This window comes from Sphingobacterium sp. lm-10 (genome assembly GCF_023554555.1).
GTDB lineage: Bacteria > Bacteroidota > Bacteroidia > Sphingobacteriales > Sphingobacteriaceae > Sphingobacterium.
The window spans coordinates 456,583-473,025 of sequence record NZ_JAMJWC010000001.1 but is presented as its reverse complement, the minus strand read 5'-3'; the positions used below and the strand labels follow the sequence as shown (position 1 = coordinate 473,025).

Genomic DNA, 16,443 nt, shown 5'->3' with positions numbered 1-16,443 from the left:
ATGTATAAATTGAGGATAAAAACCCTGCCCGAAGGGTATTTAAGGTGGGGTTAAGTGGTATTCTTCTGTTCTGATATAAGGTAAAGAGGCGGTCTAAAGAAGCATTGAAGATAAATGCGCCATCGAGGAAGATTGCTTCGTCGTCGTTCCTCCTTCTCGCAAAGACGTTCATTGCTTGCGTTTTAAACCGCCTCTTTATACTCCGAAAATAGGCTAAAAATAAGCCTCCTTAAATCACGTCTATTTCCAGTTTTTTCAGCTGAGCATCTTTGGAACTTCCTCCATATAGAATGTGATATTTACCAGGCTTGACGCGTACATCATCTGTCGCTTCGTCATAAAATTTAAAAGCATCTTCAGACAGGTTAAGCGTGATGCTTCTCCGCTGCATTGCTTTCACCGGAACTCTGGAAAAAGCACGTAATGATTTGACGGGCGCATCAGGATCATTCAGGCGTTTTACATATACTTGCACGACTTCTTCCCCATCCATGGAAGAGGTGTTCGTCAAAGAAATAGCTAATTGCAATCCTTTTTTTGCTGCTACCTTGTTGTCTTTTCGATCGATTTCGCCATAATTAAATTGCGAATAGCTCAATCCATGTCCAAACGCATACAAAGGTTCACTTTGCATATAGCGATAAGTACGACCTTGCATATCGTAATTTTCGAAACCTTGTCGGCCAGCATCGCCCGTTTGTGTAAGGCCGCCATCCAATTGAGCTAAGGTCTTGTAAAACGTGACAGGCAATCTTCCCGCAGGGTTATAATCGCCAAACAATACATCGGCGACAGCCGTACCAGCCTCTTCGCCGCCATACCAAGCACATAACAGTGCATCGTAATTCTTTTCGTCTTGCGCTAGCGCTAACGAACTTCCGGTGCACAATACAAAAGTGACCGGTTTGCCTGTATTGCGTAGCGCAGCCAGTAAATCCCGCTGCACGTTGGGCAAATCGATCGATGTGCGATCGCCACCTTTGAATCCTGCAAAATCGACAAACATCTCTTCGCCTTCCAACTGTGGTGACAGTCCGCCAACATATACGATCGCATCAACATCTTTCAAGCGGACAGTAAGTGCTGAAAACGCTGCTTTCTCTTTCTTGTACACCGAAAATCCAATGATATTAATTTTGTTTAACTGCCGATGTTCCATGACTACAGGATAGGACTTGCCTTTCTCGACTTGCATAGTGTATTCTTCGCCTTGTATAGCAGATTCTCCGGACTTCTTGGCGACTTCTTTTCCGTTTATTGTCAATACATAACCGTCATAAGCATTCGCTTTGAAAACCACCTCTCCCGTGTACGGCGCTACAAAAACACCAGAAATGCGCGTCGAAGTATTTTCCATATTGACATTTTGTGCTAGTGCAGTACCGCCCCGATTACTATATTCGATACCTAAGTCGTTGTTTAATGTACGAGCGGGTTTACCTTCCAACTTGTTATTGTTGAAAAATTCTACCTGAAGTCCTTTCTCTCCATTTTGTGCTGTCTGAAACGAACTGTAAAGTGAGCTTCTCACCCAAGGATCTACCAGGTCACTTCCTTTTTCATAGATGACTTCGGCATTGGGTAATTTTCTTCGAATACCTTCTAATATAGTGACCGTCGAAGTGGGTGTGCCGTTGTAATTTCCCCACAACATTAGGCTATCTGCTGCGTTTGCACCGATTACTGCTATCCTTTTAATGTCTTTGTTTAACGGCAAGGTGTTGTTTTCATTTTTGAGTAATGTCATCGATTGACGCGCCACATCTAAGGATTGCTGGCGATGTTCTGCCGAAGCTACGATGCTGTACGGAAGATCATCCCAAGGGCCAGTGCCTTTGGGATCAAATAGGCCTAACGTTATCCAACCACGTAAAATACGTCTCAAAGAGGTATTAATTTGCTCTTCGGAGATCAATCCATCTTGCACAGCAGCTAACAAGTTTTCGTACGTACTGCCGCACTCCAAGTCGGTCGAAGTGATCACCGCATCAGCCGCAGCCGCTGCTGGACTTTCGTGTGTTTCATGATGTGCTTTTTCATAAAAATCATTGATCGCCCAACAGTCGGACACGACCATGCCCTTGAAATCCCATTTGTTGCGAAGGATGTCGATGAGCAGGGTATTGCTACCACAACAGGGTTCTCCCTCAAATGCATTGTACGCGCACATCACCTCCTGCACATTTCCCTCTTTGACCAAGGCTTCAAAGGCGGGCAAATAAGTTTCCCACAGATCACGTTTGGACACGACAGCATCGTAAGAATGACGATTCCACTCGGGACCACTGTGTACGGCAAAATGCTTGGCGCAGGCATGTGACTTAAAAAATGTATCGTCCTCTCCTTGCAGGCCTTTCACCGCAGCCAAGCCCAATCTGGTGGTCAAGTAAGGATCTTCGCCATAGGTTTCTTGCCCACGCCCCCATCTGGGATCACGAAAGATATTGATATTCGGCGTCCAAAATGACAGTCCGTAATAACGTCCGCGCTCGCCTTCTTCGACCGATTTATTAAATTTAGCTCGTGCTTCGTCTGAAATAATTTCAAAGGTCTTGAGGTGACTTTCTTCATTCCAGCTCGCGGCCATGCCTATGGCTTGCGGAAACACGGTGGCCTTGCCAGCACGCGCCACTCCATGTAGTGCCTCATTCCACCAATCGTAGGCGGGAATACCCAATCGAGGTACGGCCTTTGAGCTATTCATCATTAAGCCTACTTTCTCTTCCAAAGTGAGTAAACTGAGGAGATTTTCTACACGTTCGTCTACCGAAAGGTCTGGATTCTGAAAGAGATGCTCATAATTCGGGTTGCCAGATTTACATTGGGTAAACAGCATGCCAAGCATCAGCGTTGCAAAAGCACAAATTCTTCTCATACGTATCAGTTTATTGATCATCATCTACTTATTTACTAGTTAGTTAGAGTTTATGGTGAGTGATCGCATTAGCATAGGAATGTTTGCTATTCTCCGTAAGAAATCTTGAATACTAAGGCGATATCATTAGGCATCACTGTCGGTTTGGTGATGTGTAGACCATTTTTGCTACGTTTCCATTTCAGCGATTCGCTGCTGCCTAATAACTGTATGTCTTTAATAGTATGTACACCTGTGCCTTCTGCCAATCGGGTGATATCGATATCATTTTCAGGCTGGCCCAAAAGAGAGACATATAGTTCTTTTTGAGCTGCTTTGTGATTGAATCGAATGTCATTTCCAGTGTATTTCACCTTACCTTCATTAAATCCCTGTGCATTGATAGGGTTAGACGAGTCGGCAGATGGACCTTCTCCAAACACCGTCCAAGGACGCGTTCCGAAGATGCTCTCTCCATTGACTTCCATCCAGTCGGCGATTCCTTCCACAATAACACGTTCCTTTTCATCGATTGATCCATCTCCCCGCATGGGGATATTCAACAACAAATTTCCATTCTTGCTGACCACATCGATCAACATCTGAACCACCTGTTTGGAAGATTTATATCGATCATTCTCATAAACTTCATCATTGTAGTGCCAATCGCCTATACATGTACATGTTTGCCAAGGAAGAGATTGAATTTGATCTGGAGCGCCTCGTTCCACATCCCACACCATTGCCTTTTTTTGCTCTTCGTTCAAAATCTTACCGAACAATACGGCATCTAACTTCCCATTGTTCTTGGCCATATTGCTGTTGTAAAAGTGTGCGGCAATTTGTAATCCCGCATCGCTAACCGGATATAGCGGCAAAGCCGTATCGTCGAAATAAAGTAGATCTGGCTCAAATTGATTGATCATATCAACGGTTCGATTATAGAAATTATTGGAATATTCTTTCGAAGGTATGGAAGCATCATTGCCCCATTCCCACTGGCTATGTATTTTGCCAAGATCTTCACTTCCTTCGCTCAACGCATGATTTTGAGCATACAACTTCTGCGGATCCATGCCTTCCCACCATTTGCCCACACCATCCTCGATGGTCAACTTACCATCATAGGGCACTCCTGCATAAGGACCTTTTTTGTTTGCATGTTGTGCTGTTTCGAACCAAGACCACGCGTGTGCGGCGTGGACGCTGAGTCCAAGCGGTAAATGTTGATCTTTAGCCGCTTTTGCCCAACGTGATAGAATATCTGTCTTCGGTCCAACATTCACCGAATTCCATTCTTGGTATGGGCTATCCCAGAGATCTAGGTTATCGTGATGATTGGCCAACGCGAAGAAGTACTGTGCACCAGCCCGTTTGTATAAGGCTACCAATTCATCGGGATTCCATTTCTCCGCTTTCCAACTATGAATGACTTCCTTGAAGCCCGCTTCGGAGGGATGTCCGTAATTCTCGACATGCCAATTATACTGCCGACTTCCTTCATGATACATACCCCGTGCATACCAGTCCCCTTGCCCTGGTTGACACTGCGGCCCCCAATGTGCCCAAATGCCGAATTTGGCATTCTGAAACCATTCTGGCGCTTCGTATTGTTGCAGGGAATTCCAATTGGCTTCAAATTTTCCAGTTGCGACAGGTTCTCGCGTCGTATCAACCTTTATGACATTTTTTTGTGCGAGTAATCCTATTGGACTGATACCAAATAAAGCCGCTGTGATGTATAATTTGAGTTTTTTTGTCATGTGATATGGTAGTTTATTAAATCACTTTTAGTTTAGTTGCTAATGTGGAAATAATCGAAATCCACGTATCCACCTGCCTCTTTAGTAGCATAGTTGAATAAGCCAAATCGATATCCCATAAAGTGCGGTATGGTATACATCATCTTCAATGGCGTTCCGATAGGATTCCACGTTTCGCCATCTAGGCTATAAGAGAAATTGGCAATGTCCTTTTTATCGGTAAAATCACAGCTTGCTCTCAGGTAAATTCTGTCCTGGTTTATCGGAATATCGGCGACCTCTTCCGGGTTACCACCGGTGGCATTTACCATCACCAAAGATCGTTTACTACCTACCATCCGAACACCGAGCAGTCCATAATTTTTCTGTAGTAGAGAAAGTCCTGCAAAATCGCCATCTTTCATATTGGCCACTTCTATAGCTGTGGATCCGACACAGGTAGGCCCAATCGTCCGCTGGGTTAGGGTATTTCTTGCTTGTAGAAACGTATCATCGATCCGTCCAGTCTTTAATCTTAAATAACCAGCTCGTTCAGAGACCGACCAAAGCCCATCATCAGGATTATGATTCCACTGCCAGACCAAAGGCAGCGCAGGTTCATCGGGTTTACGCGTGAAATCGTCTGAATTGACGATTCCGGGTATCAATCCTTTGCTAGCTGGTAGATCGAGCTCGGCAGGCACTTTCCCATTCACACCGAGAACAGGCCACTCATCTTCCCAGTGTACAGGCACCAAAAATGGAATGCGCCCTACCGCTCCATAATCTTGAAATAGATATGCATACCATCGACCATCAGGCATATCGATTAATCCTCCCTGCGCGACGCCCTGATCTTGCAATACCACTCGTCCTTCGTAAGGGCCATGCAATTGATCTGCTCTATGCACGATAACGGTACGCATACCGCCGGGAGGCCAAGAAATATTAAACAGGTAATATTTTCCGTTGACTTTAAATAACTGAGAGCCTTCGGCCGGCAAGCCGCCTTTGGCACCATCTGGCGTGCTTGGTACTGTTGCGTTTTCAATTAATACCTGTTGCGTTTCCGGTTTTATTCCTGAAAAATCAGTTTCGAGCTCCACGATATGAAGTTGGCCACCACCCCAAATCATGTAAATTTTGTCTTCTTCGAAAAACAAGGTATGATCATGTAGCGCGGGTTCAAACTCTTTAGTTTCCCATGGACCATGCTCTATATCCTTAGTCATGTAGATGTAGGTTTTACCCGTCGTTTGTGCGAAGGTGCTGAGGTAATAGGTGCCACGGTGGTAACGAAGACTGCTAGCCCAAGATCCATTGCCATAGGCATTTTTGCCCTGATCCAGATTAAGCTCATCCATATCCTGTAAAGTAGTATGCCTGTAAGCAAATAGCTCCCAATTCACCAAATCTCTGGATTTCATCAAGGGCAATCCAGGGTTTAGGTGCATGGTGGTGCTACTCATATAATAGGTATCGCCGACACGTATCATCGACAGATCGGGTACGTCCGAAAATATAATGGGGTTTGTTGCTTTTTTACTCGATAATTCCTGTCCTTGGCAGATATTACTTTGTAGAGAAACAGCTGCTGCGATGAGCACTATTCCTTTCGTAATTATATTCATCGTATCGATCATTCCATTAAGTTATTATAAAATTAGTTAGTCGTTGTTTTCCAAACTCCCCGTAAATTATTCATTTCAAATTGACATCGTTGTGCATGATTCTATAAAAACTATCTTACCAATTGTCTGTACGAAACGGAACGGCCAACAAGCCATCCATGTTCATTAAGTTTGCTTGCTGTGGATTATCACTCCAAGCATAACGAACGGCCACTGGTCGCTTAATCGCTTCATGATGAACGATAATTTTATTGCCTTTAATCACCGCTTCTGCCCATACAAATTTTTTATCCTCCCCCGCGATGGCGAAATGTTTCAAGCATTGACCGTCACGAATTTTTAAACCCTTCTCTGTAAAATACAGTACGATACGATCTCCATCAACCTCAATCTTCTGATATATGGGGCCAGAACTCTGTATTTTCTCTCCATAAACAAGCTTTCGAGCGCCAAGAAATAACCGGATAGCGATATCTTTTTTGTTCAATGGATGAATATCGTTCCATTCGCCCGTATCGTAGGTCACTGCCAGCGCAGTATGCGTTAATTCCTGAGCTGCCTGTGCTTGTGCCTCGCGAATAGCGGCCCATCCCGATTCGGATGGTTCATTTTTCTCTGGCAAAAAGTTAGGTAGCTGCACCAGAAGAAAAGGCAAGTTTGGCTGTTCCCATAGTGCACGCCAATTGGTAACCAAATTTTTTAAATGAGTTTTATACGCTTGAGGTTGGCCGGTATTGCTCTCTCCCTGATACCAAATGGCTCCTTTGATTTGATAATTTCGTATCGGGTAGATCATGCCATTGAAAAGCCCTGATCCTGCTAACTGTTGATTAGACATTCTATCCTGCGATGATTGCGCTGCTGCCAGATCCAAGCCCACTTTGTATTTCCAACTTCCCGTTAGATCTATAATCAGATCATCTCCCTGTATGTAGTATTTTTTATCTTCTACGAAGCCCCCATTTCCAGCATCAGACCGCAAACGAACGGTGACCACATTCTTTCCTTCACGAAGTATTCCTGTTGGAATATCATATTTTCTTGGCGGGTACATATAGGCTGTTGCCCCTACGAAATGTCCGTTGATAAATACAGAATCACTATCCACCAAAGTACCCAGATAGATGCGGGCATGTCTACCTGCCATCGATGCTGGTAGGTCAAAAGTTTTCCGCAGATATAAGATACCTCGAAGGGTAGCAAGATCTGGGTTAGTCTGCCACATTCCCGGAACCTGCGTTTCGCTCCAGTTCGTGTCGTCCCATTCTCTCGTGTTCCATCCGGCTAAACCAAGATTTTCTTCGACAGTAGCTAAACTATCCCCTGCATTTTGATCGATTCTCCGATCGGGAAATTCCTGTAAATGCACCTGATCAATCCAGCTCTCGATACGCGAACCGCCCAAACTGGACACCAACATGCCGACCGGAATTCCGTTATGCTCATAAGATTGCTTTGCATAGAAATAAGCTAAAGCTGTCCAGTTCATAATGTCTGAGGAAGTACCAGAAAACCACTCCCCACCGTGAGGAATACTTTCCTCTGGCTGCCGCATCGTATTTTGGGTGGGCACTTTAAAATACCGAATCATATGTTGGTTGGAGACCGATATTTCAGGATATTTTTCTACCAAACGAGCTATGGGTGTCTCCATGTTAGACTGACCGGAGCATAGCCATACGTCGCCAATCAATATATCCCGTAGAATTAGTTCATTGATCTCCATAATGAATGGCCCTCCTGCTAACTGAGCAGGTAATTGCACGATCCATTTTCCTGCTTCATCCGCTTCGGTGTAATAGTGCTTTTCACGAAAACGCACGGTTACTTTTTCTCCTGCATCTGCCCAGCCCCAGATCTTAAGTTCGGTGTCGCGCTGCAATACCATACGATCACTCACCAAGGAGGGCAGCCGGATGGCGGCTTCTGTCTGCATAGCGCAAAGCACTAATGCCACTAACATCCCATAAAAAATAGGATTCCGAACTATCCAATTCCTCTTAGTATACAATCGCATCATCAGTTCTTTATGGCCTGCCAGCTGCTTTTGTATGATCGGATAGGAATTGAGCCAGCCCAGAATCGGTCAAGGGATGTTTTATTAATGCCGTAATAGCAGAGAGCGGTGACGTGGTGACATCCGCTCCAATCTTAGCACAATTCACCATATGCATGGCATGCCGTATAGATGCTGCGAGGATTTGGGTGGTATAACCGTAGTTATCGTATATCAATCTGATCTCCTCAATCAAACCTAGACCATCGGTCGAAATATCATCTAAGCGGCCTAAAAATGGGGATACATAGGTAGCGCCAGCCTTTGCGGCCGAGAGCGCCTGACCAGCAGAAAACACCAATGTACAGTTTGTCTTAATTCCTTCCTTTGAGAAATACTTTATTGCCTTGATGCCATCTTTAATCATGGGAACTTTCACGACGATCTTGTCATCTAATTTTGCTAATTCTAGACCTTCGTTGATAATTTCCTGATAATTCGTACCAATGACTTCTGCGCTCACATCGCCATCTACTATAGCACATATAGCGTTGTAGTGCGCAATAATATTTTGCTGCCCGCTGATGCCTTCTTTGGCCATTAATGATGGGTTTGTCGTTACACCATCTAATACGCCTAAGTCTTGCGCTTCCTTGATATCATCTAAGTTCGCTGTGTCAATAAAAAATTTCATGGTTTAGAATATTTGTGTGTTTACCTATTCTTACCGATGAATTCCAATAAAATATAGGCTTATAATTGATAGTATAAAGCTACGGTAATCTGAACGCGTTCCCTGTAACATTTATCGAAAAAAAGGGTAAAAATGTCTAAAATAGCGGAAAATTGAGTGGAAATAATTTGTCCGTTCCTATGCTGGCTATAATTTTAAAACCTGGTATGCAAATAGGTAGAAGTCAATTAAAAAGTCCGTCAAATATAGCTTTACGCTTTTCTGCTAAAACGTGGTGACACATTATTCCTCATAGTAGTGACACTGCATGTAACTTATTTACTACAAACTATTTAAATGTCGCGTAGTTTTGAACTGATAATGCCTAAAACGTGATCAATAGCTTCATTTGGCTATAATATAGTGACATTTATCACATGTATTTTGTGACGTATATCCTTGTCTAAACTTACTTTTTATACATAAATTTCACCTTTCAATAATATTAATAAGAATAACCGGGAATGGCTAAATATAACTTTTAAATGAGCTTGTTCATACATCTACATTACGCTAATAAACAATGCATCAGCAATTCAATCTAGTATTTGTAGATAGTATAAAGTACATAAAGCAAAATATAAACAGACGGTTGATCGAAGTGGCATGCAACATGGTATAGTAGAACCTCTTCTTACTATCTCCATAAAAATACCACGGAAGCTTTTAATCATTTTTTCTGATGAAAATGATCAATCCTATTACTGATACTTTTTTCGTTAAGAAAAAGATAGATGCTGTATATCGTTATTCTCCAAACAGGAAACAATATTAAAATACTGTAGCGGTAAAATTGAAAATAAATTAAATGAGATCCTATCTACTTCAAATATGTTAGCTGTTATACTTAATCATGGAAAAATAAACCGGAAAAGCCATTAAAAAATAGAACATAAAAACAACTATCGATACGATGAAGAAGAAATACACCTCCCCTATTTTAAACGTAAATAATATAAAGTCAGAAGACTACCTAGCCAGCACTTCGATAAGTTTATCTAAAAAAAAACTCAACAGACTGAATCAAAAACAGAGCGACAGCAATGTAGATAAAAAGCAAGATCCATCTGATAAAGATGATGCTAAAGAATAATATATTCAAAAAACTATACTAATACATAGGCAACCTAAGTAATACAAAAAGTATTTTTTCTACAGCTAATTTTACACAAAATAGGCTGTACAAATCAAGTGTATTAATGAATTTGGAATACCGAAAAAATAGTAAAATCCAATCCTGTGCAGTGTGCAATATCTTTATAATTATTAAAGAGTCTGTTAATCAGAAATAATACTGTCGAAAACGTTTTGTATAAAACTCTACCATAGGAATCGTAGTATATTAAAATTGAAATTTATAATCCTTTCAGGATATAAAATTTTTAGAGGAAGACAAAATATATTACCAATGAATGATGTTTTAAAAGAACATATAGCAGAAATAATTGAGCTTAATGATGACGATTATCATGTGATAGCTGAATATTTCCGCACCATAAAATTCCGTAAATGGCAATTTGTGATTCAGGAAAATCAGACAGTTGACAAAATCTATTTTGTATTAGAAGGCTTATTACAAAGTAGTTTTGTTGATAATTATGCTAGAGAGCATATCCTACATTTTGCGACTAAAAATTGGTGGATCACCGATTTTCAGGCGTATTTTAAACGAGAAGTGTCGACTGCTGCTGTTCAATGCTTAGAAGATTGCGTTTTATTAAGTATTTCGTTTGACGATGTAGATAAGCTTTGTAAAGCAAAACCTCAAATGGAACGTTTCTTTAGAATGAAATGCAATAATGCCTATTTGGCACTTCAAAGCCGAATTATCTCACTTATGTCAAATTCTGCAAAAGAGCGTTACAGTAATTTTATTAAAGAAAATCCAGATCTCTTCCAGAAACTATCAAAAAAGCGGATTGCTAACTATTTAGGCATGAGCAGAGAAACGTTAAGCCGGCTGAATACATAGTCAATTTTTAAGCTATAACCCGATCTGGTATAAAATTTCAAAACCCACTTTAATCCAACAACTAAATACCTCCCTTAATAAGATGGGATATTTGGCATAATAAAATAAGCAGACTCTTTTCCAAGTAAATATTTTAATGCAACATTGTTGCTTTTTAAAAATTTGTTGATACTTTTGTCTTAGCAAAAGCAGATTGATCTTGTATCTGCTTTTGTCGTTTTTAAGAAAATGATTCTTTGTAATCAATAATCAACATGCGATATATGACAAATAAAATAGCAAAAAAGTTACCGGTAACGGTACTAAGCGGATTTTTGGGAGCCGGAAAAACGACGTTACTCAATCACATTTTGCACAACAAAGAAGGGCTAAAAGTGGCTGTTATCGTCAATGACATGAGCGAAGTAAACATAGATGCTCAACTTGTTGAACGCGAAAACGTGCTGTCCCGTACAGACGAAAAATTAGTCGAAATGAGTAACGGATGCATTTGTTGCACGCTTCGAGAAGACTTAATGATTGAAGTAAAGCGCCTTGCTATGGAGGATAGATTTGACTACCTTCTCATAGAAAGCACGGGTATATCCGAACCAATTCCAGTAGCGCAGACATTCAGCTATGTAGATGCAAACCAGGATATCGATCTATCCTCATTCAGTGTCATCGATACGATGGTGACGGTGGTTGATTGTTTTAATTTTTTTAAAGATTTTGGTAGTGCGGAGACGTTGTTAGATCGATCCTTAACGGATGATGATTACGACAATAGAACGATCGTAAATCTTTTGACAGATCAGATCGAATTTGCGAATGTCATTATCCTCAACAAAACAGATCTGATCGCTGATGAAAACCTATTAATTTTGGAAGCTGCTATTCATAAATTGAATCCATCAGCAAAAATTATACAATCACATTTCGGACAGGTTGATCCAAAAGAAATTATTGGAACCAATTTATTTGATTTTGATACTGCCGCATCGTCTGCTGGTTGGATTAAAGAGCTTGAAAGTGAGCACACGCCAGAGACAGAAGAATATGGAATCTCTTCCTTTGTCTTCAGATCACAGCGAGCATTTCATCCACAGCGTTTCCATGCGTATCTCAATGACGTATACCCTCACAATATCATCCGATCCAAAGGCCTATTCTGGCTTGCTTCACGACCCAACGATGCATTAAGTTTTAGCCAGGCAGGCGGTAGTGTGCGAATAGAAAATGCTGGGTCGTGGTGGAGTAGTGTGCCTAAAGATCTCTTGCATCAATATCCAGATTACGCAGCAAATAAAGCTGAAATCATGTCGCGATGGCATCCCGAATGGGCAGACCGCAAAATAGAGTTGGTATTTATCGGCCAAGATTTGGATAAAGAAAAAAACATCCAGGATCTGGAGTCTTGCTTACTCACAGATCAGGAAGCGAAAAACTGGCGAACAAGCACCTTCATAGATCATTTCCCACAAAATATTTAGTGAACTACGGATGACTCTTGGCCTGTAATTATTCTATTGGGATCGATAACTTGGTGAACGACATGGATGCCAGCATCCACTTTCCGTCTTCCTGAATGTAAACTTCAGTGACGACAAATGGATTATTGGCTTCATTACCACGGACGATGGCTTCCAGTTTTAATTTACTAAGCAAGATCACCATATTTCCGATGCTTTGCGCCGATATCTCTCTGATATCGGCATTTTTGTAATGTATATCTCCCGTCTTGATCACGTCGAGTTCCTGATCTTTAGTGAGGGTTCTACTCATGTGCACAAAGGCAGATTTCGGATGAAATATGCTAGCCAGGGAATCTACATTCTTTTGTGACATCCAAGACCATTTCTGCTTCGATAGCGCAATGACTTGTTGTGTATAGGCATTATCATCAGAGGATGGTAAACTTTGCGCCATACTGATCTGTGCATAAGCGAACAATAGTATCAAGATGATCAAACAGTTTTTCATAGCTAATACTTTAACGTGTTTTTAAATTATAATGGTTTATACAGATGCCTTATCCGACATCCCGTTTATAAATGGCTGTATATAGAATCTTTTTCCGATGGCATTATACAGACCGTTGGCAATAGCGCCGAACATCGGGGGAAATAATGGTTCGCCCATCCCCGTAGGATTTTTTCCATTATCCACAAAATGTACCTCGATCTCTTTCGGGACTTCATTCATACGGATCATTCGGTAAGAACTGAAGTTGTTTTTGAGCGGTTGCCCGTTGTCGAAAAGCTGCTCTCCAAAGAGCGCATTATTCACACCATCGATGATCGCACCTTCGGCCATATTAATAGACGCATCTTTATTTACCACAATGCCACAATCTGCTGCTGCGACAACCTTTAAGACACGTGGTTCGCCTTGCTGAATGTGCAGATCTACAATGGTAGCCGCATAGGTATTGTGGCAAAAATAAGCGGCCACGCCACGCCCCACACCTTCAGGGGCGGGCTGCCCCCAATCGGATTTGTCGCGCACTAGCTTCAAGACTTCTATATACCTCTCGGCATCGTATTCATTCCGCTCTCCTACCGGTCGGGTGCGTGCGCGCTCCAGCAAAGCTAACCGAAATGCTAAGGGATCTTGATGCATCTCAAACGCCAATTCGTCCAAGAAAGATTGTTCGGCACTTGCAATGAAGTTGGATCTCGGCGCTCGAAATGCGCCGATAGTGATGTTAGACTCGATTGCCCAGGACTCCGCAAGATAGTTATCCACTGCTCCCGCAGGAAATCGATTTTCATGCAGCGGTGACTCCGGAATACCGCCTGCTTTAATATGCAGTCCGATGAGTTGATTATTTTCATCTAAAGCTGCCCTGTATGTAGCGCTATAGGTCGGCCGATAGATGCCGTAAGTAGCTTCATCTTCCCGCGTATAAACCAGCCTGATAGGCCCACCGACTTTTTGAGAAATCACGGCTGCCTCGACCAAATGGTGACCGTAAGCACGCAAACCAAAGCCACCTCCCATTCGTGCCAGTCGAATAGTGATCTTTTCTTTTGGCAAACCTATTCGGGTTGCTATCGTATTGATAATGAATTCCGGTGCTTGGATCGGACCGTAGATATCTGCTCCATCTTTGGTGACGTTGGCGAAGCAGCAAACGGGTTCCATCGTATTATGCACCAAGTAAGGAGCGGTATACGTTCTTTCTATTATTTTAGCCGCGTTGTTGAATGCCGTTTCCGGATCACCATCTCGCCGACGGACTTCCGCAGTCGCAAGCGTACTCTTTGCCATTTGTTCCAAATGCCAGCTCGTCGATTCCAAACCTGCAGGTCGCTTCACCTTACGGGTATTGCCTCCAAAAGCACCTACGGTGAAATACCCATCGGATGCTTCTTGCCACTCTACATGGAGTTTTTTCTTAGCCTGCATCACCTCCCAGGTACTGTCTCCCACCACAACTACCAATTTGGTAAAACTGGTGACATCAAACATATTTTGTTCGATATCTTCCGGCAAGGTGTCGATGACAAATACGCGTCGGACGCCGGGCATATCCTTAATAGTGCGCTCATCATGGGATTTGTATTCCAATCCAAAAGCCGGTGGATGTATGATCATGGCGATCAACATGCCGTCGACTTTATAATCGCTGGTGAATAGTGGCTTTCCGGTCAGAATCCGATCGATTTCTACATTTCCTTTGGACGTTCCTATAATTTTAAAATCTTTGGGATCTTTTAAGGAAACACTTTTCGGAACGGCAACTGCTGCCGCACGCGTAGCCGCTTCGCCATAGGTGATCTTTCGTCCAGACCTTTGATGATACAATACGCCATCGGCTGTTGAAATCTCCGAAATAGGTACGTTCAACAATTCGGCTGCAGCAGTCATCAACATATACCTTGCTGTGGCGCCTGCTTTACGAAGTGGTTCCCACGATACGCGTATCGAGTTACTGCCACCAGTAAATTGTCGTTCGTACCTCTCCGGATAAAATTCGGCCTGCACCACCTCCACATCTTCCCAAGCTACGTCCAGCTCTTCTGCCAGAATCATGGGCAGCGAGGTTTTCACATTTTGACCAAATTCAGGATTAGGGTTGTACAAGGTGATTCCGCCTCGCGGGTTTATCTTGATGTAACTATTTAGCTCAATCGATTGTTCCTCTAGGGTTGCTGCTATCGCAGTTGGCCAATTAAAGCGCAACATCAATCCGCCTCCCGCTAGAAGGGCAGCTTTCAAAAAAGAGCGTCTGGCAATTTTATCTTTCATATTACCGATGTTTTTGTACTGTATGTATTATTAATTTTCTGCTGGCGCATAAGCGCCGGTGTTAAGCCAAATGATCCAAGCCTCTTTGAACTCGGCATGACTAAGTGGCGGTAACGTCCTACCTTCTCCCGGGTTCCATCCCCACAAAACCAAACTGTCGTCGGCATGCGCAATCAATGCGGCTTTATCCTTGTTGCCATTCTGCTCCCGATCTACTAATTGCTTCGCCAACTGATGAGGAGTTTTGCCTTCGAAAACCATCTTCATATCCGCTGGTGGTAAATGCCATTCGGCATTACCCGGAGGCATATGTAGGCCATCTGTATTTTCTGGTTGGTGGCAATTGGTACATTTCATGGTTAAAATACCTTTGCCATCGGCACCACGTTTCGGTGCCATGGCATGCAGATGACTATCATCGCCTTGCAGTGGAATATCGCCAGCGGGATGACAGTTTACACACCTCGGGCTCATCAGCACACTATACACTTTTTTGAATGCTGCTACCGACTTCAAGCTGTCCGCTGTTCCGGCGTGGCTTTTTATGGTTTCGTTCTCGGCATCATTCACCGAGTAGGAAGATGCAGAGGCTAATAATGTAATTACGCTCGCAAAAACTAATGCTATGATTGTAGCACGCCTGCTCCCGACGTGCTTTTTTGTAATGCTCCTATTCATAACCTCCTGTATTTGACGAAACAATTTGCTGCTTTTGTAGCGCCGCAGCCTGATGGATGGCTTTGCGAATCCGTATATAGGTGCCGCAGCGGCAAATATTGCCTGCCATGGCATCATCGATATCCTGATCTGTCGGTTCCGGACATTCACGTAGAAGTACCACAGCAGACATGATCTGGCCGGAATGACAATAGCCACATTGGGGCACGTCTATTTCACGCCAGGCTTCCTGCACGGGATGGTCCCCTTTCTCGGAAAGCCCTTCTATGGTAACTACTTCTTTTCCAACAGCACGTTTGACCTTGGTAACACAAGACCGCACGGCCTCACCTTCCAGATGCACCACGCAAGCGCCACATTGTGCTACGCCACAACCGTATTTGGGACCTGACAAGCCGATAACTTCTCTCAGAAACCATAATAAGGGCATATTCAAATCAGCGTCTACCGGATAGGATTTGTTATTCACAATAATTGTATCCATCGTATTTTATATTTTTTCTCTTCCAACATCGAACGTTTCTCCATGGGGTATATCGAAAAACATCCAAATTCAAATATATTATATAATGAATCTTCAGAATGATATGTTTTACGGAAAAAA

At 42.7% G+C, this 16,443-nt stretch carries 12 protein-coding genes; 3 read left to right on the top strand and 9 right to left on the bottom strand.

Annotated elements, in window-relative coordinates; genetic code table 11:
- Positions 1-229: 229 nt before the first annotated feature.
- From M8998_RS01875 to fsa, 5 genes are all read right to left on the bottom strand, one after another.
- Positions 230-2,875: a beta-glucosidase gene (locus M8998_RS01875; RefSeq protein WP_249990296.1), complete on the bottom strand. Its 2,646-nt coding sequence runs from the start codon at positions 2,873-2,875 to the stop codon at positions 230-232.
- Between the two features lie 86 nt (positions 2,876-2,961).
- Positions 2,962-4,617 (bottom strand): alpha-L-fucosidase, encoded by a 1,656-nt coding sequence (locus M8998_RS01870; protein ID WP_249990295.1) that lies wholly within the window; start codon positions 4,615-4,617, stop codon positions 2,962-2,964.
- A gap of 32 nt (positions 4,618-4,649) precedes the next feature.
- Positions 4,650-6,227 carry a glycoside hydrolase family 43 protein gene (locus tag M8998_RS01865; RefSeq protein ID WP_249990294.1) on the bottom strand — a complete coding sequence of 526 codons (1,578 nt, stop codon included), beginning with the start codon at positions 6,225-6,227 and terminating at the stop codon, positions 4,650-4,652.
- 115 nt (positions 6,228-6,342) lie between these two features.
- The gene (locus M8998_RS01860) at positions 6,343-8,163 is read right to left on the bottom strand and encodes a sialate O-acetylesterase (protein WP_249990293.1); all 1,821 of its coding nucleotides are present in this window, start codon (positions 8,161-8,163) and stop codon (positions 6,343-6,345) included.
- A gap of 91 nt (positions 8,164-8,254) precedes the next feature.
- Positions 8,255-8,917 carry a fructose-6-phosphate aldolase gene (gene fsa / locus M8998_RS01855; RefSeq protein WP_249990292.1) on the bottom strand — a complete coding sequence of 221 codons (663 nt, stop codon included), beginning with the start codon at positions 8,915-8,917 and terminating at the stop codon, positions 8,255-8,257.
- A 952-nt stretch (positions 8,918-9,869) separates the two neighbouring features.
- Between fsa and M8998_RS01850 the strand changes: the two genes are divergently transcribed.
- The 3 genes from M8998_RS01850 (at position 9,870) to M8998_RS01840 (ending at position 12,400) form a co-directional block, all read left to right on the top strand.
- Complete coding sequence (locus M8998_RS01850) at positions 9,870-10,049, top strand: hypothetical protein (protein ID WP_249990291.1); 180 nt, start codon at positions 9,870-9,872, stop codon at positions 10,047-10,049.
- Positions 10,050-10,304: 255 nt separating this feature from the next.
- Positions 10,305-10,928, top strand: coding sequence for a Crp/Fnr family transcriptional regulator (locus M8998_RS01845; protein ID WP_249990290.1), 624 nt, complete (start codon positions 10,305-10,307; stop codon positions 10,926-10,928).
- A 263-nt stretch (positions 10,929-11,191) separates the two neighbouring features.
- On the top strand, positions 11,192-12,400 hold the full coding sequence (locus tag M8998_RS01840) for a GTP-binding protein (RefSeq protein WP_249990289.1): 1,209 nt from the start codon (positions 11,192-11,194) through the stop codon (positions 12,398-12,400).
- Positions 12,401-12,428: 28 nt separating this feature from the next.
- On the opposite strand, the gene M8998_RS01835 is transcribed toward M8998_RS01840, so the two are convergent.
- The 4 genes from M8998_RS01835 to M8998_RS01820 are packed head-to-tail and all read right to left on the bottom strand — an operon-like array spanning position 12,429 to position 16,323.
- Positions 12,429-12,890, bottom strand: a complete 462-nt coding sequence (locus M8998_RS01835) for a nuclear transport factor 2 family protein (RefSeq protein ID WP_249990288.1) — start codon at positions 12,888-12,890, stop codon at positions 12,429-12,431.
- Between the two features lie 36 nt (positions 12,891-12,926).
- Positions 12,927-15,161: a xanthine dehydrogenase family protein molybdopterin-binding subunit gene (locus tag M8998_RS01830; RefSeq protein WP_249990287.1), complete on the bottom strand. Its 2,235-nt coding sequence runs from the start codon at positions 15,159-15,161 to the stop codon at positions 12,927-12,929.
- Positions 15,162-15,191: 30 nt separating this feature from the next.
- Positions 15,192-15,839 carry a hypothetical protein gene (locus M8998_RS01825; protein ID WP_249990286.1) on the bottom strand — a complete coding sequence of 216 codons (648 nt, stop codon included), beginning with the start codon at positions 15,837-15,839 and terminating at the stop codon, positions 15,192-15,194.
- Positions 15,832-16,323, bottom strand: a complete 492-nt coding sequence (locus M8998_RS01820; protein WP_249990285.1) for a (2Fe-2S)-binding protein — start codon at positions 16,321-16,323, stop codon at positions 15,832-15,834. The genes M8998_RS01825 and M8998_RS01820 overlap by 8 nt, the downstream gene beginning before the upstream one ends.
- Positions 16,324-16,443: the final 120 nt, after the last annotated feature.

Coding starts and splice junctions, on each gene's coding strand:
- M8998_RS01820 (WP_249990285.1), bottom strand. CDS start 16,323: ATGGATACAATTATTGTGAATAACAAATCCTATCCGGTAGACGCTGAT.
- M8998_RS01860 (WP_249990293.1), bottom strand. CDS start 8,163: ATGCAGACAGAAGCCGCCATCCGGCTGCCCTCCTTGGTGAGTGATCGT.
- M8998_RS01835 (WP_249990288.1), bottom strand. CDS start 12,890: ATGAAAAACTGTTTGATCATCTTGATACTATTGTTCGCTTATGCACAG.
- M8998_RS01850 (WP_249990291.1), top strand. CDS start 9,870: ATGAAGAAGAAATACACCTCCCCTATTTTAAACGTAAATAATATAAAG.
- fsa (WP_249990292.1), bottom strand. CDS start 8,917: ATGAAATTTTTTATTGACACAGCGAACTTAGATGATATCAAGGAAGCG.
- M8998_RS01840 (WP_249990289.1), top strand. CDS start 11,192: ATGACAAATAAAATAGCAAAAAAGTTACCGGTAACGGTACTAAGCGGA.
- M8998_RS01870 (WP_249990295.1), bottom strand. CDS start 4,617: ATGACAAAAAAACTCAAATTATACATCACAGCGGCTTTATTTGGTATC.
- M8998_RS01825 (WP_249990286.1), bottom strand. CDS start 15,839: ATGAATAGGAGCATTACAAAAAAGCACGTCGGGAGCAGGCGTGCTACA.
- M8998_RS01875 (WP_249990296.1), bottom strand. CDS start 2,875: ATGAGAAGAATTTGTGCTTTTGCAACGCTGATGCTTGGCATGCTGTTT.
- M8998_RS01830 (WP_249990287.1), bottom strand. CDS start 15,161: ATGAAAGATAAAATTGCCAGACGCTCTTTTTTGAAAGCTGCCCTTCTA.
- M8998_RS01865 (WP_249990294.1), bottom strand. CDS start 6,227: ATGAATATAATTACGAAAGGAATAGTGCTCATCGCAGCAGCTGTTTCT.